The sequence below is a fragment of the Streptomyces telluris genome (assembly GCF_024519335.1).
GTDB lineage: Bacteria > Actinomycetota > Actinomycetes > Streptomycetales > Streptomycetaceae > Streptomyces > Streptomyces telluris.
In genome coordinates this window covers 50,533-71,038 of sequence record NZ_JANIID010000024.1, presented here as the reverse complement: position 1 = coordinate 71,038, position 20,506 = coordinate 50,533, and the positions used below count along the sequence as shown (strand labels likewise).

Sequence of the window (20,506 nt, the reverse complement as noted above, 5' to 3'; positions counted from 1 at the left end):
CCTCAGGGGGCCTGTGGATCCGGCCGGGGGGCCCGTGGATCCGGCCGGGGTCCCGGCGGAGGTGACCACGGAGGCCCGCCCACCCCTGCATAATTTCATGCAGGGGTGGTGGTCGATGAATGACCGCTGCCGAAGACCGCCGACGACCATGGAGGGCCCGATGAGCGACACCGGGGGCGAACCGGAAGCCACCGCACGGCTGCAGAAGCTCTTCGAAGGGCACCGGCTGACGCCGACTCAGCGCCGCATCGCCCACTGCATGGTGCGCCGCGCGGCCGACGCGCCCTTCCTCTCCAGCGTCGAGCTCGCCGAGCTGGCCGGCGTCAGCCAGCCCTCGGTCACCCGCTTCGCCGTCGCCCTCGGCTTCGACGGCTACCCGGCGCTGCGCCGGCACCTGCGCGACGTCGTCCCCGCGGCGGCCGACACGGGCGACGGCGAGACCGCGTACAACGAGTACCAGCAGGCCGTTCATGTCGAGATCGACAACCTGCGCCACCTCGCCTCGGTCCTCGCCGACCCCGCCCCGGTCGTCCGTGCGGGACGGCTGCTCGCACAGTCGCGGCCGCTGCTCGTGCTCGGTCTGCGCGCCGCCGGCGCCCAGGCCGCCGGCTTCGCCTACTTCGCCCGCAAGGTCCACCCGGACGTGCGGCTCCTGGACGAGGGCGGCACGCTCCTGACGGACCGCATAGACGCGGCCGTACGGGCCGGGGCGAGCACGCTGCTGTGCTTCGCCCTGCCCCGCCACCCGCGCGAGGTGGTGGAGGCCCTGGAGTACGCGCAGGGCCAGGGCCTGACCGTCGTCACCGTCGCCGACTCCACCTTCGCCCCCGTCGCCCGCCACAGCGACCTGCTGCTCCCCGCCGCCGTCGGCACCGGGCTCGCCTTCGACACCGCATGCGCCCCGATGCTGCTGGGGCGCATGCTGCTGGAGGCGATGTGCGACGCCCTGCCGGACGCCCAGGCGCGCCTGGAGGAGTTCGACGCCAAGGCGGTGGCGCGGGGGCTGTTCGTGGAGTAGCCGGGGCTCAGGAGGCCGGGGAGCCCTGGAAGCGCATCTCCGGGAAGCGCGGCGACGGGCCGTCCAGCAGCCGTCCGTCCCGCCCCTTGAGGAAGCGGTCGAAGAACGCCACCACGTACGCGCGCGTGGCCGCCACCGCCCGCTCCGGGCGGACGGTCCCGACGCCCTGGCGGAGGTCCTCCTCCGGCAGGGCGCCCTGCCGGGCGAGCGCGGGCAGCAGCGAGACCGCGTCGGTGTACGTGCCGTGCGCCGCGCCCGCCATCGTCAGCTCGGCCTGCCAGGCGCGGTTGTGCTGCCGGAAGGACGCCCACGACGCCCGGTTGCCGGCCGCGCCCGGCCCGTCGGAGCCCAGCAGGAGGAACGGCCGGTCCACGCCCTCGCGCGCCACGGTGCTCAGCTTGCTGCCCGTGCCGTCGGGGAGGGGGAAGTCCATCTGGCCGTCCATGTTGACGCCCGCCTTGAGGCGGCGGTCGTCGTGCAGGGCCTGCGCCGCCGCGAAGCCGCCCGCGGAGTGCCCGGCCATGCCCACGCGCCGCAGGTCCAGCGCGTCCCCCAGGCCGTGCGGCAGGCCCCGCCGCCACTGAGCCGAGCCGAGGGCGTCCAGGACGAACCGCGTGTCGTCCACCCGGGCCCGCACCGCCCTGCGGAGCGCGGCGTCGACCTCGGTCACGGGTGCGCCGGCGAGCGCCGGCAGCGCCGACTCCGCAAGCTCCCCGTTCGCCAGGCGCACTTCGGAGGAGTCGTAGGTGTGGTCGACGGTGACGACGACGTAGCCGCGGGAGGCCAGCTCCTCGGCCAGGCCGGTGTTCCAGGTGCGCGGATCGCCCAGCCCGGCGGAGTAGAGCACGACCGGCAGGGCCTTGCTGCCGCGCGCCACGGGAGCGTCCACGCGTGCGTGCGTCCGTGTGGACGCCCAGTCGGCGGCGTCCGGGCGCACGTGGTGGTTGAAGCTGCCCGCGCCCCGGGCGGAGCCGAAGTGGGCGGCGGAGGAGGGGTCCATGTGGGGCGCGGGCGCGCGGCCCTTCCCGCCGGCGGGCCGGTCCCGGTCCGCGGGGTAGAAGAGGCTGATCGCGATCTGGCGGTCGCCGCGCTCCGGCTTCCAGGGGTCCTTGCGGGCGCTGTCCGCCAGGTGGCGGGTGACCGTGCCGACGGCGTGGGGGCCGGTGGGCGCGGGCAGCGCGCCCGGGGTGCTCTTCGCGGCCGTGGCTGTGGCCGGGGACTTCGCCGCGGCCCGAGCCGGGGCCGGGGCCTGGGCCTGGGCCGCGTGGGCGTCCGGCGCGGGTACGAGCGCGCTCAGCAGACCCGTCGCGGCCAGTGCCCCCGCCGCGAGGGCCGCCCGCCGCCGCAGCCCGCTGTCCCGCCGCGCACGGTCCCGCCGCTCGCCCCCTCGTTCGTGGACAGCCATCCCCGTCTCCTCCCGCTCGTCCCGCCCCGCCAGGACGACCATAGGGACCACACGACTGCGCACACGTCATACGGCGGAGCCAAGTCCGGGGTGATACCGGGGTATGACCCCTGTGAGGTACATGCGGCGGATTCTCAGCTCGCACTCAGATTCGTTGGTTAGCCTGCCGCGTGACGAGTCGGGATCGAGGGGATTTCAGAGGGAAAGGCGGGTTTCGACGTGGGGCGCGGTTCGTATGCGCTGGCGAGAGTGGCGGTGGTCGTCAGAGCCCCGGCCGGCTGGCTGTGGTGGCCGGGGCTGCTGAGCGCGGGCACCGGGGTCCTGGTGCCCGGGCTCACCGGGCGGCGGATCGGCGTGCTCGCCGGAGCGGCGCTGTTCCTCGTCGTCGCGGGCGTGGTCTTCGCGGTGCGCCGCCCGCGCTACGCGGCCCTGGCGCGCGGGGCCTCGCGGGCGGGCCGGTCGGTCTTCCTCCAGGACCGCGCCGTGACCCTGCGGAACTGGCGGCGCGCCCGCAGGTGGTGGCTGCTCCTCGCCTTCCTCGCCGCCGTGGGCTCCGGCTTCCTGATCCCGGCCGCCGCGGGCATGGCGCTCGCCGGTGCGGGCGCGGGCCTGTGGGCGAAGGCCCTGTGGCTGGGCGGCCTGGAGCGCCGCAGCGGCTCCCTGCTGTGGGTCCGTACGGAGTGGGCGCAGGCGTCCCCGGCCGCCGGGCCCGTGCGCGGCTATCTGTCCACCGGGCTCGCCGCGGGCGACGCCGCGCCCGGTGGCGGCCGGCGCCGCGCCGGACGGGTGCAGGCCGGGGCGGCGGTCGGCGAAGCGCGCTGACGCCCGTTCGGGGCGCGCGCCGGGGCCGGGTCAGCGCAGCGCGCTGAGCTCCGCCGCGTAGGCGCCGCCGCTTTCGGTGACGAGCTCGCCGAGGGTCTGCGGGGCCCGTACGGTCGCGAACCGCACGCCGTCACTCTCCTCTTCTGCGGGCGCGTAGCCGTAAACACCGGGACGGGGCAGAGAGTTGTACGCGAAGTGGTTCGAGAAGTAGTACGCGCCGGTGTCGAGCAGGGCCACGTGGTCGCCCGCCTCCAGCAGGGGCAGCGGTCTGCCGACGGCGATCAGGTCGCCCGCGAAGCAGCACGGCCCCGCGACGTCCTGGTCGGCCGGCGGTCCCGTCTTCGGCCGCCCCTGCGCGTCGAAGACCGCGACCCGCAGCGGCCAGGACGCGGGCGCGAACACCGTGCGCGTGGCCACCTGGGCGCCCGCGTGCGTCACGGCGATCCGCCGGCCGCCCGCGGTCTTGGTGTACTCGACGCGGGCCAGCACCATGCCGCTCTTGGCCAGCAGGGAGCGCCCGAACTCCGTCACCAGCCCGTAGCGCCCGTCGAACAGGCCCGGGGCGGCGTCCGCGAGCAGGCGGGCGTACGCGCGGAAGGTCGGGGTCACGTCGTCCGACGCGAAGTTCACGGGCAGTCCGCCGCCGATGTCCAGCGTGGTGACCTGCCGGCGCCCCGCCGTCCGGTTGATCTCCTCCGCCAGCTCGTACGCGGCCCGCACCCCGGCCGCCATCAGCTCCAGGGGGCAGCCCTGGGAGCCCACGTGGGCGTGCAGCCGGGACAGCCAGGGCCGCTCGGCGTAGGCGCGCACGAGCCAGGCGCGCGCCCCTTCGTCGCGCAGCGCCACCCCGAACTTCGACGTGTCCGTCGCCGTGCTCAGCGCGTCGATGCTGCCGCCGCCCACCTGGGGGTTGACGCGGACGCCGAGCGCGGAGCGGGGCGGGCCGGAGGCCTCCCGCAGCAACCCGTCCAGCCGGGCGAGCTCCTCGCGGCTGTCGGCGTTGACCGCCACCCCCAGCGCGAGGGCCTCGCGGAGCTCCGCCGTGGTCTTGGCGGGGGAGTCCAGCACGATCCGCTCCGGGGCGATCCGCGCCGTCCGGGCCAGCGCCAGCTCCCCGGGGCTCGCCACTTCGGCGCCCAGCCCCTCCTCGGCGAGCAGCCGCAGCACGGGCACGAGGGAGGCGGCCTTCACGGCGAACGCGTGCAGGGTCGTGCCGGGCGCCGCCCCGGCCTCCTCGAAGGCCCCGCGCAGCTCCGCGGCGGCCGCGCGGATGCCCCGTACGTCCAGCAGCCCGGCCACGGGGGACCAGTCGGGCAGCAGCCCCTGCCGGAGCGCGGCCCGCACCACGGTGCCTGGGGAGACGTCGCGGGAGGACATGAAGCCACTCCACCACACCGGGCCGTAAAAATGGCATGCGCTGCAGGCGGTTTCCGCACACGATGAGCCCCAAGTGCGACGGCACGCCCTTGCGTGCGCGGAGCCGCCGCGGGCCGGGGCGGGGTGCGAGCCGGACCGGCCCGGGGCCGCGGGACGCCTTCGACCGGCTCATCGGTGCCGGTCGACGGGCGCCGCCCCGGCGGCGGGGCGCGCCGCTCGCCTCCCGTGGTTCACGCCGCGGTCGCAGCGGGTGCCGCGGCCTCCGTCGCCGTGAGCAGGCCGGCCAGCGCCGCTCGCGTCTCCTGCAGCTCCCCGATGCGCGCGTCGAGCCCCTGCAGCTGTTCGCGCAGGTGCAGGGCCACACACGGGTCGAACTCCGCCTCCCCCGCGCCCCGCACGCACGGCAGGACGTCCCGGATGACGCGCGTCGGCAGGCCCGCCGTCAGCAGCACGCGGATGCGGCGGACGGTCTCCGGCGCGTCCTGCTCGTAGCGCCGGTGACCGCTGGGCAGCCGGTGGGAGCCGAGGAGGCCCTGCTCCTCGTAGTAGCGCAGGAGCCGCACGCTCACTCCGGTCTCGCGCGCCAGGTCACCGATCTTCATATGAGCTGCCTCACACGGGGTTGAATCTCACACGGGTGTGAGAATTTAGCGTTCCGATCATGACGAACACCACCACCGCTCCCGCTTCTTCCCCCGTCCACCGCATCGGCGGCGACCTGCCCGTCTCCCGCATCGGCTACGGCGCCATGCGGCTGGCCGAGACCCCCGACGGGCTCGCCGACCTCATGCAGGCGCCCATCTGGCGCGCGCCGGAGGACCGCCGCGGCGCGGTCGCGCTGCTGCGGCGCGCGGCCGAGCTCGGCATCGACCTCATCGACACCGCGGACGCCTACTCCCTCGGCGAGAGCGAGGCGCTCATCGCGGAGGCCCTGCACCCGTACGCCGGCCGCGTGACCGTCGCCACCAAGGTCGGCGTCGTACGGCCCAGCCCCGCCGAATGGGTGACGCACGGTCACCCGGCCTACCTCCGCCAGCAGGCCGAGCTCGCCCTGCGGCGGCTGCGCGTGGACCGCCTGGACCTGCTCCAGCTGCACCGCATCGACCCGGAGTACCCCCTCGCGGACCAGCTCGGCGCCCTCCGGCAGCTGCAGGACGAGGGCAAGGTGCGGCACATCGGCCTGTCCGAGGTGAGCGTCGCCGAACTGCGCGCGGCGCAGGAGATCGCCCCCATCGCCTCCGTCCAGAACCTGTACAACCTCTCGGCGCGCGGCCACGACGACGTCGTCGACTACGCCGCCGAGCACGGCATCGCCTTCTTCGCCTACTTCCCGGTCGCCGTGGGCGCGCACGCCGCCCCGGGCGGGCCCGTCGCGGACGTGGCGCGCGAGGTGGGCGCGACGCCCGCGCAGACGGCGCTCGCCTGGCTGCTGCGCCGTTCGCCGACGCTCATCCCCCTCCCGGGCACGCGGTCGCTCGCGCACCTGGAGGAGAACGCCGGAGCACTGGACGTCCGGCTGACGGACGCCCAGTACGACCGGCTGGACGCGATCGGCGGGCAGGCCTGAGGCCTGCCGCGGCCGTGGGGTGTTCAGGCCCGGGCCGGCACGGGCGCCTCGGCCTCGTCCGCGGCCCGGTGCCACGGCCCCTCCGGGTCGTCGTAGACGTGCGCGTAGCCGGGGTTGGCGATGGCCACGGCCGACAGGAACTCCTCGGGGAGGGCGAACGCGTCCACGAGCGTGGTCATGTGCGGCGCGAGGGAGGCCGTGAGCGCTTCGGCGGCGTCCGGCAGGGCCCGTACGAGCTCCGCGCTCGTCGCGCCCGCGGCCAGGAGCTCCCCGCTGCACTGCCGGACCCGGCCGAGCAGGAACAGCCTGCACAGGTCGCCCAGCAGGGCGCGGGCCGCCGGATCCGTCACCTGCTCGACGGCCGTGAGGAAGGCGTCGGCGGCCTGCAGGGCGGCGTGCGCGGCGACCGCCTCCAGGGCGGGGGTGACCGCGGCGTTCCACCGGCTGAGCTGGTCGGGGTGCTTCCCCTCGCGCAGCCGGGCGCGCGCCCGCGCGAACCGGCCGGTCGCCACGGCCGCCAGCAGGGCCCGCAGGTGGGCGGAGTCGTCCGGGGAGGGCGCCGCGGCGGCCTCGGCGCGCGGCGCGGGCACGGGGGCGTCGAAGATCATCTCGGCTGCGGCCTTCACCCAGACGGCGAGGTTGTCGCCCTCGGCGGTGATCGCGCCCTCGATGTTCAGCGGGTACTCCGCCAGCCCGTTGTCCGGGAACAGGCCCTGGGCCCCGCAGCGTTCACGCGCCTCCAGGGTCACCTCGCGCGTCTGCCAGGTGATCCAGCCCTTCACGATCGCGACGTGCCGCTCCGCGGCCTCCCGCTCGTGCGGCTGGTGCTCCGCCCAGCGCCGCACCGCGTCACGGTGAAGGAAGGTCATCGCGTACGTGGTGGCGAGGGCGTCCAGCAGCCGCGCGTGGTGACTGCGGTGCGCGGCCAGCGGCACCCGCTGCCCCTCGCGGGACCCGGAGATGTGCCGGTGGTGGGCGTAGCGGACGGCGATGGCCAGGGCCGCGCGGGAGCCGCCGACGCCGCAGGCGGACATGCACAGCTTGCCCACGGTGACGCGGCCGATGGCGTGCAGGAAGCGCTTGCGCTTGTTGCCCGGGCGCCCGGCGAGGACGTCCTCGGGGGCCGCGCCGCCGGTGCCGTCGGCGAGCAGCGCCTCCCAGGGCAGGCGGACCCGGTCGAACGACGTCAGGCAGTGGTCGACGGGTCCTCCGGTGCGCTCGGGCAGCGGGCGGACGCGGACGCCCGGCAGGGTGCCGTTCGCGTCGGTCAGCGGCGTGAGGAACAGGAAGACGCCGTGGTCCTCGCCGTCGGCGACCAGCCGCGCCGCCACCACGGCGCTCTTGGGCCCGCCGAGGGGGCTGGTGTTGGGCATGAACTTCTGCGCGCCCGCGGCGGGCGTGTGCAGGACGAAGCCGCCGGTGGCCCGGTCGTACGTCGCGGTCGTGCGCAGGGCGGCGGCGTCGTTGCCGTGCTCCAGCTCGGTGCAGAGGAACGTTCCGATGCGGCGCAGGGCGGTGAAATCGGCTGTGTCCGAGCGGCCGGCGGCGCCGTGGTCGAGGAGGCTGCCGAGGAAGAGGTTGTAGTGGATGCCGGCCACGGTGGCCAGCGAACCGTCGACCACGGCCGCCCACTCGTGCAGGCTCGCCAGCCGGTGCGGATCCGCGGCCAGCGCCAGCGGGTCGCCCGCAACGGCGTTGACGAGGTGCAGCCGCTCGTAGGCCTGCCCGGCCCTCCGGGCGGGGGAGAGGCCGGGCGTCCGGCGGAACGCGTCGCCGGCGACGAGGCGCCGCCAGGGCTCGTGGACGCGTGCGGCATCGGGGCCGAAGAGGGCGTGCGTGAGGGCCCCGGCGGTGGACGAGCGGGGGGCCGGGACGGAGGGGGTGTTGATCACGGCTGGAGAGATACCAACCACGGAGGGTGATTCCACCTCCGGCGGCTGTGACCCTCGTCACCCTCCGTGCTGATCTCGTTACAGCTGTATGCCCGCTCAGGCCTCCCGCGCGCCCGCGCGCCACACCGCCGAGACCAGCGGGACGCCCGGCCGGTAGGCGAGGTGGACGTGCGAGGGGGCGTCGAGGAGGGCGAGGTCGGCGCGGGCGCCGGGGGTTATGCGGCCCACGTCCGTACGGCGCAGGGCGGCCGCACCGCCCGCCGTCGCGGACCAGACGGCCTCGTCCGGGGTCATCCCCATGTCCCGCACGGCCAGCGCGATGCAGAACGGCATGGAGCTGGTGAAGGACGAGCCGGGGTTGCAGTCCGTGGACAGGGCGACGGTCGCCCCCGCGTCCAGCAGGCGGCGCGCGTCCGGCCACTGGGCGCGCGTCGAGAACTCCGCGCCGGGCAGGAGGGTGGCCACCGTCGTGCCGTTCGCCAGGGCGTCGACGTCCGCGTCGGTCAGGTGGGTGCAGTGGTCGGCCGAGGCGGCGCCGAGCTCGACGGCCAGCTGGACGCCCGGCCCGTAGGAGAGCTGGTTGGCGTGGACGCGCGGGGTCAGCCCGCGTGCGGCGCCGGCCGTGAGGATCGTCCGGGCCTGGTCGCCGTCGAACGCGCCCTGCTCGCAGAACACGTCGACCCAGCGGGCGTGCGGCGCGCAGGCGTCGAGCATCGGCCCGGTCACGAGGTCCACGTACGCGGCCGGGTCGTCGGCGTAGTCGGGGGAGACGATGTGGGCGCCGAGGTAGGTGACCTCGTCGGTGTGCGCCGCGGCGATGCGCAGGGCACGGGCCTCGTCCTCGACGGTGAGGCCGTAGCCCGACTTGGTCTCCAGGACCGTGGTGCCCTGGCGCAGGGCCTCGTGCACGTAGCGGCGGACGTTGGCGTCCAGCGCCTCGTCGGTCGCGGCGCGCGTGGCGGCGACGGTGGTGCGGATGCCGCCGGCGCTGTAGCTCCGGCCGGACATGCGGGCGTTGAACTCGGCGGTGCGGTCGCCCGCGAAGACCAGGTGGGAGTGGGAGTCGACGAAGCCCGGCAGGGCGGCCCGGCCCTCCGCGTCGACCCGGTTGTCAGTGGCCGGTGCTTTGCTGGACGTGCCGACCCAGGCGACGCGGTCGCCGTCGATGACGACCGCCGCGTCCCGGATCGTGCCGAGGGGGCCTTCGCCGAGGGAGGGGTCGTTCGTGACGAGACTGCTGATGTTGGTGATGACCGTCGTCGCCATGGGCGTGCGGCACTCCTTTGGTCGGTTCGGTGGTTCAGCCCCGTACGGCCGCGATGGACTCCGCCAGCGCCTCCGGCACGTGGGCCACGAGCTGGTGCGTCCCCTCGCGCACGACGTGCCGGCCGCCCACCACGGTGTCCCGGACGTCCGCGGCGCCCGCCGCGAAGACGACCGTCTCGGCGGCGAGGGAGTACGGCTGGCCCGCGGTGCGCACGGAGTCGAGCGCGACGGCCGTGAAGTCCGCGAGCGCGCCCGGCTCGATGCGGCCCGCCTCGTCCCAGCCGAGGGCCGCGTGGCCGTCGGCCGTGGCCGCGCGCAGCAGCTGGACCGCGGTCCAGTGGCCACGGGTGCGGCTGTGCAGCCGCTCGTCCAGCTCCATGGCGCGGGCCTCTTCGAGCAGGTCGATGACGGCGTGGCTGTCGCTGCCGAGGGAGAGCGGGGAGCCCGCCTCCTGCACCGCCCGGGCCGGGCCGATCCCGTCGGCCAGGTCCCGCTCGGTGGTCGGGCACATGCACACGCCGGTGCCCGAGTGGCCGAGGAGGCGGATGTCGCCGGGGGTGAGGTGCGTGGCGTGGACGGCGGTCGTGCGCGGGCCCAGCACGCCGTGGTGCGAGAGGAGGGCGGTGGGCGTGAAGCCGTGGGCCTCCACGCACGCGTCGTTCTCGGCGGTCTGCTCGGAGAGGTGCAGGTGCAGCGGGGCGTCGCGCTCCTGCGCCCACGCGGCCACGGTCGCCAGCTGCTCGGCGGGCACGGCCCGCACCGAGTGGATCGCCGCGCCGATGCGGGTGTTGTCGTCGCCCTTGAGGGCGGAGACGCGCTCGGCCCAGCGCTCGGCGGTGCCGTCGCTGAAGCGCCGCTGGTGCTTGTTCGGCTCGGCGCCGAAGCCGGAGGAGAGGTAGCAGGTGTCGAGGAGCGTGATGCGGATGCCCGCCTCGGCGGCGGCCGCGATCAGGGCCTCGCCCATGGCGTTGGGGTTGTCGTAGCGGGCGCCCCCGGCGAGGTGGTGCACGTAGTGGAACTCGCCGACGGAGGTGATGCCGGCGAGCGCCATCTCCGCGTACGCCGCACGGGCGAGCGCGAAGTAGTTGTCGGGCGTGAGGTTGTCGGCGACGCGGTACATGACGTCGCGCCAGGTCCAGAAGGTCCCCTCGCCCGCCTGCGTCGCGCCGCGCAGGGCCCGGTGGAAGGCGTGGCTGTGCGCGTTCGCGAGCCCGGGCACGGTCAGGCCCCGCAGGGTCACCGCGCCCTGGGGCGGTGCCGCGGCGCCCCGGCGGACGGTCTTGATGCGGCCGTCCGCCCCGGTCTCGATGACCACGCCCGGCTCGACGCCGGTGTCGAGAAGGGCGTGCTCCGCCCAGTAGGTCTGTGCCGTCAGCGACACGCCAGGCCCTCCAGTACGTCGGCGAGTGCGGTCACCCCGGCCAGGCAGTCGTCCTCGGAGGCCGTTTCGGCGGGTGAGTGCGAGACGCCTGTGGGGTTGCGTACGAACAGCATGGCGGTGGGGACGGCTCCGGAGAGGATTCCGGCGTCGTGTCCCGCGCCCGTACCGAGGACGGGGACGTCCCCGCCCAGGATGCGGCCCAGCTCGTCGCGCAGGGCGTGCTCGAATTCCACCACGGGTGTGAAGGACTCCCGGGTCACCCGCACGTCGACGCCGTCGCGCTCGCCGCGCTCCACGGCCGCCTTCTCGATCTCCGCGACCACGAGGTCGAGGGTCTCCTGGTCGGCGGCCCGCGAGTCCAGCCAGCCGCGCACGAGCGAGGGGATGGCGTTGACGCCGTTCGGCTCGACGCCGACCTTCCCGAAGGTCGCCAGGGCACCGGCCAGCCGGGCCTTCTTGCGGGCGGCCAGGACGGTGTTGGCGTAGGTGAGCATCGGGTCGCGGCGGTCCTCGATGCGGGTGGTGCCGGCGTGGTTGGCCTCGCCGTGGAAGTCGAACCGCCAGCGGCCGTGCGGCCAGATGGCGGAGGCGATGCCGACGGCGCGGTCCGACAGGTCCAGGGCGCGCCCCTGCTCGACGTGGAGCTCCACGAAGGCGCCGATCCGGGCGAGGCGCTCGGGGTCCGGGCCGATGGCCTCCGGGTCGTAGCCGGCGCGCTCCATGGCCAGGGGCAGGGAGACGCCCTCGGCGTCCCGGAGCGCGTGCGCCTTGTCGAGGGACAGCTGACCTGCGGTCAGACGCGAGCCCACGCAGGCCAGGCCGAACCGGGCGCCCTCCTCGTCGCCGAAGTTGACGATGGCGAGGGGGCGGGACGGCCGCGCCCCGCGGGCGCGCAGCTCGTCCAGCGCGGCGAAGGAGGAGACCACGCCGAGGGGGCCGTCGAAGGCGCCCCCGTTGGGCACGGAGTCCAGGTGGGAGCCGGTGACGACGGCGTCCCCGGCGGCCGGGTCGCCGAGCCAGGCCCACTGGTTGCCGTTGCGGTCGAGCTCGTAGGCGAGCCCGCGGGACTCCGCCTGGGCGCGGAACCAGGCACGGCAGTCGGCGTCGGCGCCGCTCCAGGCGAAGCGGTGGTAGCCGCGGGTGTCCTTGTCGCGGCCGATGGACGCGAGGTCGCGCCACATCTCGTGGAAGCCGCTGGTTGCGCCCGGCGGCGGCGCCTCGCCCCCACCGGGGGTGCCCGTTCCGGCTGCAGGCCGCTGGTCGCGTGGTGCCCACCCGTTCCGCCCTGCGGAACGATTGCCCACAACGGGGTCGGGCCCGGTCATGACTCTTCCCGCATCGGGACGCGGACGCCCCGCTCGGAGGCGACCGACTCCGCGATGTCGTACCCCGCGTCCACGTGACGGATGACGCCCATGCCGGGGTCGTTCGTCAGGACGCGGCGGATCTTCTCGCCGGCCAGCGGCGTGCCGTCGGCGACCGTGACCTGGCCCGCGTGGATGGAGCGGCCCATGCCGACGCCGCCGCCGTGGTGGATGGAGACCCACGAGGCGCCCGAGGCGACGTTGACCATCGCGTTGAGCAGCGGCCAGTCGGCGATCGCGTCGGAGCCGTCGAGCATGGCCTCGGTCTCGCGGTACGGCGAGGCCACCGAGCCGCAGTCGAGGTGGTCGCGGCCGATCGCCAGCGGCGCGGCGAGCGTGCCGTCGGCGACCATGTCGTTGAAGCGCTCGCCGGCCTTGTCGCGCTCGCCGTAGCCGAGCCAGCAGATGCGCGCGGGCAGGCCCTGGAAGTGCACCCGTTCGCCGGCCATCTTGATCCAGCGGGCGAGGGACTCGTTCTCGGGGAAGAGTTCGAGCATCGCCTTGTCGGTCTTGTGGATGTCGGCCGGGTCGCCGGAGAGGGCCGCCCAGCGGAAGGGGCCCTTGCCCTCGCAGAAGAGGGGGCGGATGTAGGCGGGGACGAAGCCGGGGAAGTCGAAGGCGCGGGTGTAGCCCGCGAGCTGCGCCTCGCCGCGGATGGAGTTGCCGTAGTCGAAGACCTCGGCGCCGGCGTCCTGGAAGCCGACCATGGCCTCGACGTGCCGGGCCATGGACTCGCGGGCCCGCGTCGTGAAGTCGGCGGGCTTCTCGGCCGCGTACGTGGCCATCTCGTCGAAGGAGACGCCGACCGGCAGGTAGGACAGCGGGTCGTGGGCGGAGGTCTGGTCCGTCACGATGTCGATGGGCGCGTTCATCGCGAGCAGCTGCGGGACGAGCTCCGCGGCGTTGCCGAGGACGCCGATGGACAGCGGGCGGCGGGCGTCGCGCGCCTCGACGGCCAGCTGCAGGGCGTGGTCGAGCGAGTCGGCCTTCACGTCCAGGTAGCGGTGCTCGATGCGGCGCTCGATCGCGCGCGGGTCGCAGTCGATGCAGAGGGCGACGCCGTCGTTCATGGTGACGGCGAGCGGCTGGGCGCCGCCCATGCCGCCGAGCCCGGCGGTCAGGGTGATCGTGCCGGCCAGCGTGCCGCCGAACTTCTTCGCGGCGACGGCGGCGAAGGTCTCGTACGTGCCCTGCAGGATGCCCTGCGTGCCGATGTAGATCCACGAGCCGGCGGTCATCTGGCCGTACATGGTCAGGCCGAGGTGCTCCAGGCGGCGGAACTCCTCCCAGTTGGCCCAGTCGCCGACGAGGTTGGAGTTGGCGAGGAGGACGCGGGGCGCCCACTCGTGGGTCTGCATGACGCCGACCGGGCGGCCGGACTGGACGAGCATGGTCTCGTCCTGCTTGAGGGTCTGCAGCGTGCGGACCATGGCGTCGAACGAGCGCCAGTCGCGGGCGGCCTTGCCCGTGCCGCCGTAGACGACGAGCTTGTCGGGGTGCTCGGCGACCTCGGGGTCGAGGTTGTTCTGCAGCATGCGCAGGGCGGCTTCCTGCTGCCACCCCAGCGTGCTCAGCCGGCTGCCTCGCGCAGATCGTACGGGTCGCGGTCCGGACATGGGGCCCTGCCTCCCTGGCGGCTCTGAATAGAACACTGCACATCTTGGGTGGCTGAATAGCTCTAGTCAATGGCTGGCGGCCCGGCGAGATCCTCAAGCCGTACCGGATGGGCCAGCGGCCGCCTGTCCATGGCGTGCGGATCGGCGACGGGGGAGCCCAGGAGCGCCGCGGCGAGCTCGGCCGTGTTGCGCCCGCAGAAGCGCCCCTGGCAGGCGCCCAGCCCGGCGCGGCACGTGAGCTTGAGCGCCCGCATCCCGTCCGCGCCGCGCGCCACGACGGCGTCCCGCAGCTCCCCGTACGACACCTCCTCGCACCGGCACACGAGCGTGTCCTCGCGCAGCCAGCCGCGCCAGCCGCCCGGGACGGGGTGCGCCCGGGCGAGCGCCCGCGCGAACCGCCGCCCGGCTCGCACCCGTGAGGAGGCGGCCGCGAGCCGGGCGGGCGGCGGCGGTGCGAGACGCGCCCCCGCCTCCGCCGCCCCCGGGCGCTCCGCCAGGTCCGCCACCGCCGCGAGCCCCGCCAGCTCGCCCTCCGCCGCCGCGGCCGGGGCGCCCGCGACGCCCGTCAGCTCGCCCGCCGCGTACACCCCCGGGACGCTCGTCGCCTGGCGCCCGTCGACCACCACGTGCCCGCCGCGGACCGCGCAGCCGGCGGCCAGCGGGAGCTCCAGCTGCGGGAGGAAGCCGTAGCCGACGCACACGGCGTCCACGGGCGCGACGCGCCGCTCGCTGCCCGCCACCGGGTGCCAGCCCGCGTCCAGGCGGGCGACGGTGACGGCCTCGACGCGGTCGCGGCCGTGCGCGGCGACGACCGCGTGCCGCGGGCGGTACGGGACGCGCCGGCGGGCCAGCCCCACCGCGTACGAGCCCAGCCCGGTAAGCCTGCCGGGTCCGCCGTCGCGCAGGGCCGCGACCGGGCTGCGCAGCCAGCGCGCCGGGTTGCCCGCCTCGTACACCCCCAGGACCTCCGCCCCCACCTCCAGCAGGGACAGCGCGACCGGCAGCAGGAACGGCCCGGTCCCCGACACCACGGCCCGGCCGCCGGGAGCCGTCCGCTGCCCCTCCGCGAGCGCCTGCGCTGCGCCCGCCGTGACGACGCCCGGCAGCTCCCAGCCGGGGAACGGCAGCGCGCGGTCGAAGGCGCCGGTGCACAGGACGAGCGCGTCGGCCGCGAGCGTGCGCACGGGGCGGCCGCGGTCGTCGGCGGGGCCCTGCTGCAGGTGGACGAGGTGCCGGCCGGGCGCGGGGCCCGGCTCCAGGGCCCAGACGGTGGCGCGGGCCAGGTGCGTGATGCGGGACTGGGCGGCGACGGCGAGTTCGAGCGGGTGCGCGGCGGAGGCACCGGCATCGCCCGCGACCGCCGGCTGCCGGTGGTGCCGGCCGCCCACGCGCTCCTCGCTGTCGACGAGCACGACGCGTGCGCCGCACCGGGCGGCGCTCAACGCGGCCCGCGCGCCGGCCGGTCCCGCGCCGACGACGACCACGAGGGGGGAGGCGGGGGTGGTGGCTAAGGGAGGAGGGGTGCTCATGCGACCCCGTCCGCGTCGGGCACGGGGTCGCCGGGCGCGCTGTGCGTGCGTTCCGTCTGTTCTGCCCGACCCATCCGTTCCACCCGATCGGGCAGCTCGGGCCGCCCGGTCCGCTTCGCCCGCTCCGTGCGTGGTGCGGGGCGGGGCTCCTCCTCCGCGGGCAGCCGCGCGCCGCGCTGGGTCTCCACCCGGTCCCCGTCGCGCAGTTCGCGCCGGCAGGCCCGTACGTCGGGGAGGCCGTTGACGACGACCAGGCAGTCGTAACAGACGCCGATGCCGCAGAAGACGCCGCGCGGGCGGCCGCCGAGGCGGGTGGTGCGCCAGGACCGGCGGCCCGTCGCCAGGAGCAGGGCCGCCACCGTCTGACCGGGCAGGGCGCGGTGCCGCTCGCCGTCGACGTACACCGTCAGTGCCATCCGTTCTCCCTTCCGAAGCGTGCGGTTCCAAGGCGGGCGGTTCCGAAGCGCTGGACCCGGAACGGCTCCGGATCGAGGTGCGGCGGCTCGCCCGCCCAGAGTTCGGCGAGCAGTTCGCCGGTGGCGGCGGCCAGGCCGATGCCGGCGCCCTCGTGCCCCGTCGCGTGCCACAGGCCGGGGCGGCGCGGGTCCTCGCCGACGACCGGGAGGTGGTCGGGGGTGTACGGGCGGAAGCCGCCGTACGCGCGCATGACGGGCACGCCGCCGAGGACGGGGAACAGCTGCGCCGCGGCGCGCGCCAGCGCGCCCAGCACCCCGGCGCGCAGCGTCCCGTCGAAGCCGCAGCGCTGCCGGCTGGAGCCGATGAGGACCGTGCCCGCCTGGGTCGCCTCGACCACGGCCGCCACCCGCAGCGCGGCGTCCTCGCTGCGGGCGGTCTCCGCGTACCCGGCGTCGTAGACCTTGTGCCGCACCGTGCCGTGCGGCAGCGGCGCCGTGACGAGGACCGTGCCGCGGCGGGGCACCACGGGCAGGGGCACCCCGGCGGCCGCGGCGAACTCCCCGGCCCAGGGGCCGCAGGCGTTGACCACCGCCCCGCACGGAACGCGGCCCTGCGACGTGCGGACGCCCACGGCCCGCCCGTCCCGGCCGGTCTCCACGCCCGTCACCTCCACGCCGGTACGGATCCGGCCGCCGCGCGCCCGGACCGCCGCCAGCAGCGACGTCGCGGCCAGGACGGGCTGCAGCTGGGCGTCCTGCGGGTAGTGGACCGCTGCGCGCACGGCGGGCGTCAGGTGCGGCTCGTACGCCGCGGCCTCGCCCGGCGGGAGCTCGCGGGCGTCCACGCCCGCCGCGCGCTGGGCCGCCGCGAAGTCGCGCAGGGCGGCGCCCTCCGGCTCGCCGGTGGCGACGACGAGGCCGCCCTTCACCTCGTACTCGCACTCCGCACGGCCCGGGCCCAGCTCTTCGCGCAGCGCCGCGAGCAGGCGGGGCCAGCGGCTCAGCGAGGCCTGCGCGAGGGCGAGTCCGGGGCCGGGGGCCTTGTTCGAGACGAGGAGGTTGCCCTCGCCGCAGGCGGTGGTGCCGGCCGCGAGCGGGCCCCGGTCGAGGACGAGCACGCGGGCCCCGCGGCGGGTCAGCGCCTCCGCGCACGCCGCGCCGACCACTCCGCTCCCGACGATGACGACATCGGCACCGCCACCGTTGCCGCCACCACCGTCACCGTCGTCCTGGACTTGCCGGTCTCGCCGGCCGTCCCGGTTTTCCTGGTCTTCCCGCAGAACGCGCACGCCAGTCGCACCGCCGTTCCCCCAGAGGCCGCCGCGACGCTATTCGCCCGCAGCAGGCGGGTCAACACTCCCGGCACGCATCCCCGGTCCACGTTCGTGCAGGGGCGGGCGCGGTCCTGTAGCTGCTGAGGCGGCATCAAACGCCGCGCGCCGCACGGGGAAACCCGTGCGGCGCGCGGCGGTGCGAGAACGGTGCGGAAACCGTGCGAAAGCTGAGGCCCCGGCCTCACTCCTCGCTCAGGAGGCCCCGGCGGAGGCGGACGAGGGTGCGGCCCAGCAGACGCGAGACGTGCATCTGGGAGATGCCCAGCTCCTCGCCGATCTCCGACTGGGTCATGTTCGCCACGAAGCGCAAGGACAGGATCTTCCGGTCCCGCTGCGGGAGTTCGGCGATCATCGGCTTGAGGGCGGCGACGTACTCCACGCCCTCGAGGTCGTGGTCCTCGTAGCCGATGCGGGCCGAGAGGGCGCCCTCCGCCTCGTCGTCCTGCGGCTGGGCGTCCAGCGAGCTGGCCGAGTAGGCGTTGCTCGCGGCCATGCCCTCGACGACCTCGTCCTCCGTCAGGCCGAGGTGCCCGGCGAGTTCGCCGACGGTGGGGGAGCGGTCCAGGCTCTGGGCGAGCTCGTCGCGGGCCTTGGCCAGGTCGATGCGGAGCTCCTGGAGCCGGCGCGGCACGCGCACGGACCAGCTGGTGTCGCGGAAGAACCGCTTGATCTCGCCGATGATGGTCGGCATCGCGAAGGTCGGGAACTCGACGCCCCGGCTGAGCTCGAAGCGGTCGATGGCCTTGATGAGGCCGATCGTGCCGACCTGGACGATGTCCTCCATCGGCTCGCTGCGGGAGCGGAACCGGGCGGCGGCGAACCTCACGAGGGCGAGGTTCAGTTCGACCAGGGTGTTGCGTACGTAGGCGTATTCGTGCGTGCCCTCTTCGAGCGCCTCCAGGCGGGCGAAGAGCGTCTTGGACAGGGCACGTGCGTCGTGCGGCGCCATCTCGCCCAAGGGCGTGGGGCCGGTCCCGTCGTACTCGGGGATCTCGGGAAAGTCGGGAAGCCCGGAATGTTCGGGCGGGGACTGGGGCAGGGGTGCCGACGACGCCGTACGCGGTTCCGTATGCGTTTCGTCGAGCCGGGGTGACATGGTCTCCTCCATCATTCTCGGCATATGGCTGCCGATGCCGTCGCGTCGTGCTGCGGTGAGCGGCGCCTCCAAAGCCGTCCGTGGTGGATGTCGTCCTACTAGCCCTACCTGTCTTCACCCTTGCGCCGCAAGTGCGCAATGTCCCTATATGTGCATAATGCCGGACCTTCGGCTACCGGACGACGTAGGGAAGGCGTAGTGTTCTGGGAGCGCCACGCAGGCACACCGAGAAGGGATGCGCATGGATCGCGGGATGGTCGGCAGCGCAAGCAGGGGCCGGCTGAATGTAGCCGTCCGGCGGGACGGGGCGAGCGCGATCGTGACGCCGGTGGGTGAGCTCGATCACCACACGGCGGACGTGCTGCGCGAGCCCCTGGAGGCCGCCATCGCCGACGGCGGCGCACGCGTGGTCCTGGACTGCTCCGGTCTGGAGTTCTGCGACTCGACCGGCCTCAACGTGCTCCTGGGCGCCCGGCTGCAGGCCGAGGCCGCGGGCGGCGGGATCCACCTGGCCGCGATGCAGCCCGTGGTCGCCCGGGTCTTCGAGATCACCGGCGCGGAAGCCGTCTTCACCGTGCACGACACCCTCGACGCGGCCCTCGCCGGCTGACCCCTGGCGCCCTCGCCTTTCCCTGTGCGTTACTCAGTCGTCACCCGGTCGGCCGGGCTCCTTCGGCGTGGGTTCGCAGGCACCAGTTGCATGCATCACAGGATCGGCACCGAAGAAGTGGGTGTTCTCACGATTCGGTCGGGCAGGAGTCTGCTGAATCCGTTCCATGTGCCAGGTAGCCGCGATCAAGGTATCCAGGTACCCGTCCGTCCCTTCGTTCCGTTCTGAATCGGTGAATCGGTGAGGTGAAGCGCTGATGAGCACCACCCGGCCGTGCCCTCCGCCGGGCGACCCCGGTCCGGGGGCGAACGGCGCCGCCTCCTCCGGTGCGCTGTCGCCGGACGGGTCTTCGCAGGGGCCCCGGCCCGGCGGAACGCGCCGGCTGCACCTCGTCGGGGTCAGCGGCGCCGTTCCCATGTCGCGTGACTTCACCCGGCAGGCGCTCCACGACTGGGGCTGGCTCCCCGCGATCGGCGCGGACCACCGCGCGGCCGCCGAGGACGTCCTGCTCGTCGTCTCCGAGCTGGTCACCAACGCCTGCCTGCACGCCGACGGCCCCGAGGAGCTCCGCGTGAGCTGCACGGGCAAGGTGCTGCGCCTGGAGGTCGTCGACCTCGGTGCGGGAACGCCCGCGCCGCGCACCCCGCACCGCGCGGGGCGGCCCGGCGGGCACGGGATGTTCATCGTGCAGCGGCTCTGCCTGGACTGGGGCGTCGTGCGGAACGAGGGCGGCGCCGGGAAGACGGTGTGGGCGGAGCTGGCCGCGCCGGGCTAGGCCGCCGCCTCTTCCCTCCCCTCCTCTTCTCTTCCTTCCTTCTTCCTTCTTCACTTTTCTTTCGTTCTCCGCCCTCTCTTCCCTGCCTTCTCTTCCTTCCTCAAGGTCCCCGGCGTACTGTCTGCGCCCGATCTGATGTGCCGTCAGCTGGGCTCGGTTCACACTGCTCCGCTCGGCCGCGGCACCGGACGAGAGGGGAACCAGAGGTGTCCCACATCCCACGCCGCGCAGCCGCCCTCGCCGCGTCCCTGGCCGGCGGGGCCGTCCTGCTGGGCGCCCCGGCCGCGCACGCGGTGACGATCGACGTCGACTACGCGTGCAAGACCCCCATCGGCGACAAGAGCGCCGTCTCGCCCATCGACATCAAGGGCGTCGCGGATGGCGGTGCGTACAAGCTGACCATGTCCTTCGAGAAGGGCGTCTCCTCCAGCCCCATCGAGCTCGGCAAGGGCGCGATGAAGCCGAGCGCCGTCATCAAGGTGGGCGGTGCGGACAGCGGGACGGTCGCCGTCTCCGGGCCCGCCAACACGGAGCCGATCCCGGCCAACACCCCGATCAAGATCAGTGACCTGTCGGGGACGTACACCCCGAAGAAGAGCGGCAGCGTGACGTTCACCGCCTCCACGCTGACCATCCAGGCGCTGGGCACGACCACCACCTGCACGCCGACGAACAATCCCAAGCCGTCGCTGACACTCGACATCAAGGAGCCCGGGGGGAGTTCCGGCGGGTCCTCCACGGGTGGGTCCTCGACCGGCGGGTCCTCTACGGGCGGGTCCTCTACGGGCGGTTCATCCACGGGTGGGGCCACTGGTGGTTCCACCGGTGGGTCCGCCACGGGCGGTTCCTCCACCGGCGGTTCCTCCTCCACCGGCGGTGGCCAGCTGCCCCAGACCGGGCCCGCCGACTCCGCCATCGCCCTCGGCACCCTCGGCGGCACCGTCCTGCTCACCGGCGTCGCCGGCACGCTCTGGCTGACCCGGCGGCGCCGGGCGGCGACCACGCGCTGACCCGCATGAACACGTGCCGACCCGCATG

At 74.9% G+C, this 20,506-nt stretch carries 18 protein-coding genes; 6 read left to right on the top strand and 12 right to left on the bottom strand.

Features of this window, described 5'->3' with window-relative positions; genetic code table 11:
* Positions 1–160 precede the first annotated feature (160 nt).
* Complete coding sequence (locus tag NQU55_RS23915) at positions 161–1,018, top strand: MurR/RpiR family transcriptional regulator (RefSeq protein ID WP_168091116.1); 858 nt, start codon at positions 161–163, stop codon at positions 1,016–1,018.
* 7 nt (positions 1,019–1,025) lie between these two features.
* On the opposite strand, the gene NQU55_RS23910 is transcribed toward NQU55_RS23915, so the two are convergent.
* Complete coding sequence (locus tag NQU55_RS23910; RefSeq protein WP_168091115.1) at positions 1,026–2,423, bottom strand: alpha/beta hydrolase family protein; 1,398 nt, start codon at positions 2,421–2,423, stop codon at positions 1,026–1,028.
* Between the two features lie 219 nt (positions 2,424–2,642).
* Here NQU55_RS23910 and NQU55_RS23905 point away from each other — a divergent pair, with 219 nt between their 5' ends.
* A complete protein-coding gene (locus tag NQU55_RS23905; protein WP_168091114.1) occupies positions 2,643–3,245 on the top strand; it encodes a hypothetical protein in 603 nt (200 codons plus the stop codon).
* A 30-nt stretch (positions 3,246–3,275) separates the two neighbouring features.
* Here NQU55_RS23905 and NQU55_RS23900 read toward each other — a convergent pair whose 3' ends face one another.
* Both NQU55_RS23900 and NQU55_RS23895 read right to left on the bottom strand, forming a co-directional pair.
* Positions 3,276–4,622, bottom strand: coding sequence for a type III PLP-dependent enzyme domain-containing protein (locus tag NQU55_RS23900; RefSeq protein ID WP_168091113.1), 1,347 nt, complete (start codon positions 4,620–4,622; stop codon positions 3,276–3,278).
* A 230-nt stretch (positions 4,623–4,852) separates the two neighbouring features.
* On the bottom strand, positions 4,853–5,224 hold the full coding sequence (locus NQU55_RS23895; RefSeq protein WP_168095810.1) for a MerR family transcriptional regulator: 372 nt from the start codon (positions 5,222–5,224) through the stop codon (positions 4,853–4,855).
* A gap of 59 nt (positions 5,225–5,283) precedes the next feature.
* On the opposite strand from NQU55_RS23895, the gene NQU55_RS23890 reads away from it, so the two are divergent.
* Positions 5,284–6,189 (top strand): aldo/keto reductase, encoded by a 906-nt coding sequence (locus NQU55_RS23890; protein ID WP_168095809.1) that lies wholly within the window; start codon positions 5,284–5,286, stop codon positions 6,187–6,189.
* Positions 6,190–6,212: 23 nt separating this feature from the next.
* On the opposite strand, the gene NQU55_RS23885 is transcribed toward NQU55_RS23890, so the two are convergent.
* From NQU55_RS23885 to NQU55_RS23845, 9 genes are all read right to left on the bottom strand, one after another.
* Positions 6,213–8,081 (bottom strand): acyl-CoA dehydrogenase family protein, encoded by a 1,869-nt coding sequence (locus tag NQU55_RS23885; protein ID WP_256791087.1) that lies wholly within the window; start codon positions 8,079–8,081, stop codon positions 6,213–6,215.
* A 96-nt stretch (positions 8,082–8,177) separates the two neighbouring features.
* Positions 8,178–9,347 (bottom strand): imidazolonepropionase, encoded by a 1,170-nt coding sequence (gene hutI / locus NQU55_RS23880; RefSeq protein WP_168095807.1) that lies wholly within the window; start codon positions 9,345–9,347, stop codon positions 8,178–8,180.
* Between the two features lie 34 nt (positions 9,348–9,381).
* Positions 9,382–10,722: a formimidoylglutamate deiminase gene (locus NQU55_RS23875; RefSeq protein WP_256791099.1), complete on the bottom strand. Its 1,341-nt coding sequence runs from the start codon at positions 10,720–10,722 to the stop codon at positions 9,382–9,384.
* On the bottom strand, positions 10,719–11,909 hold the full coding sequence (locus NQU55_RS23870) for an allantoate amidohydrolase (protein ID WP_256791097.1): 1,191 nt from the start codon (positions 11,907–11,909) through the stop codon (positions 10,719–10,721). The genes NQU55_RS23875 and NQU55_RS23870 overlap by 4 nt, the downstream gene beginning before the upstream one ends.
* Before the next feature lie 140 nt (positions 11,910–12,049).
* Positions 12,050–13,708 (bottom strand): urocanate hydratase, encoded by a 1,659-nt coding sequence (gene hutU / locus NQU55_RS23865; RefSeq protein ID WP_168095628.1) that lies wholly within the window; start codon positions 13,706–13,708, stop codon positions 12,050–12,052.
* A gap of 62 nt (positions 13,709–13,770) precedes the next feature.
* On the bottom strand, positions 13,771–15,237 hold the full coding sequence (locus NQU55_RS23860; RefSeq protein ID WP_168095627.1) for an FAD/NAD(P)-dependent oxidoreductase: 1,467 nt from the start codon (positions 15,235–15,237) through the stop codon (positions 13,771–13,773).
* Positions 15,234–15,653, bottom strand: a complete 420-nt coding sequence (locus NQU55_RS37165) for a (2Fe-2S)-binding protein (RefSeq protein ID WP_168095626.1) — start codon at positions 15,651–15,653, stop codon at positions 15,234–15,236. Before NQU55_RS37165 ends, NQU55_RS23860 begins: the two co-directional genes overlap by 4 nt.
* Positions 15,644–16,942, bottom strand: a complete 1,299-nt coding sequence (locus tag NQU55_RS23850) for an NAD(P)/FAD-dependent oxidoreductase (protein ID WP_256791086.1) — start codon at positions 16,940–16,942, stop codon at positions 15,644–15,646. The genes NQU55_RS37165 and NQU55_RS23850 overlap by 10 nt, the downstream gene beginning before the upstream one ends.
* A 226-nt stretch (positions 16,943–17,168) precedes the next feature.
* The gene (locus NQU55_RS23845) at positions 17,169–18,095 is read right to left on the bottom strand and encodes an RNA polymerase sigma factor SigF (protein ID WP_256791096.1); all 927 of its coding nucleotides are present in this window, start codon (positions 18,093–18,095) and stop codon (positions 17,169–17,171) included.
* A 229-nt stretch (positions 18,096–18,324) separates the two neighbouring features.
* On the opposite strand from NQU55_RS23845, the gene NQU55_RS23840 reads away from it, so the two are divergent.
* From NQU55_RS23840 to NQU55_RS23830, 3 genes are all read left to right on the top strand, one after another.
* On the top strand, positions 18,325–18,693 hold the full coding sequence (locus NQU55_RS23840; RefSeq protein ID WP_168094972.1) for an STAS domain-containing protein: 369 nt from the start codon (positions 18,325–18,327) through the stop codon (positions 18,691–18,693).
* Between the two features lie 256 nt (positions 18,694–18,949).
* Positions 18,950–19,468: an ATP-binding protein gene (locus NQU55_RS23835; protein WP_168094971.1), complete on the top strand. Its 519-nt coding sequence runs from the start codon at positions 18,950–18,952 to the stop codon at positions 19,466–19,468.
* A 206-nt stretch (positions 19,469–19,674) separates the two neighbouring features.
* Positions 19,675–20,478 (top strand): LPXTG cell wall anchor domain-containing protein, encoded by an 804-nt coding sequence (locus tag NQU55_RS23830; RefSeq protein ID WP_168094970.1) that lies wholly within the window; start codon positions 19,675–19,677, stop codon positions 20,476–20,478.
* Positions 20,479–20,506 lie beyond the last annotated feature (28 nt).

Excerpts from the sequence above, each read along its gene's own strand:
- NQU55_RS23835 (WP_168094971.1), top strand. The coding sequence starts at position 18,950 with ATGAGCACCACCCGGCCGTGCCCTCCGCCGGGCGACCCCGGTCCGGGG.
- NQU55_RS23890 (WP_168095809.1), top strand. The coding sequence starts at position 5,284 with ATGACGAACACCACCACCGCTCCCGCTTCTTCCCCCGTCCACCGCATC.
- NQU55_RS23910 (WP_168091115.1), bottom strand. The coding sequence starts at position 2,423 with ATGGCTGTCCACGAACGAGGGGGCGAGCGGCGGGACCGTGCGCGGCGG.
- hutI (WP_168095807.1), bottom strand. The coding sequence starts at position 9,347 with ATGGCGACGACGGTCATCACCAACATCAGCAGTCTCGTCACGAACGAC.
- NQU55_RS23860 (WP_168095627.1), bottom strand. The coding sequence starts at position 15,237 with ATGAGCACCCCTCCTCCCTTAGCCACCACCCCCGCCTCCCCCCTCGTG.
- hutU (WP_168095628.1), bottom strand. The coding sequence starts at position 13,708 with ATGTCCGGACCGCGACCCGTACGATCTGCGCGAGGCAGCCGGCTGAGC.
- NQU55_RS37165 (WP_168095626.1), bottom strand. The coding sequence starts at position 15,653 with ATGGCACTGACGGTGTACGTCGACGGCGAGCGGCACCGCGCCCTGCCC.
- NQU55_RS23895 (WP_168095810.1), bottom strand. The coding sequence starts at position 5,224 with ATGAAGATCGGTGACCTGGCGCGCGAGACCGGAGTGAGCGTGCGGCTC.
- NQU55_RS23840 (WP_168094972.1), top strand. The coding sequence starts at position 18,325 with ATGGATCGCGGGATGGTCGGCAGCGCAAGCAGGGGCCGGCTGAATGTA.
- NQU55_RS23870 (WP_256791097.1), bottom strand. The coding sequence starts at position 11,909 with ATGTGGCGCGACCTCGCGTCCATCGGCCGCGACAAGGACACCCGCGGC.
- NQU55_RS23845 (WP_256791096.1), bottom strand. The coding sequence starts at position 18,095 with ATGGAGGAGACCATGTCACCCCGGCTCGACGAAACGCATACGGAACCG.
- NQU55_RS23915 (WP_168091116.1), top strand. The coding sequence starts at position 161 with ATGAGCGACACCGGGGGCGAACCGGAAGCCACCGCACGGCTGCAGAAG.
- NQU55_RS23900 (WP_168091113.1), bottom strand. The coding sequence starts at position 4,622 with ATGTCCTCCCGCGACGTCTCCCCAGGCACCGTGGTGCGGGCCGCGCTC.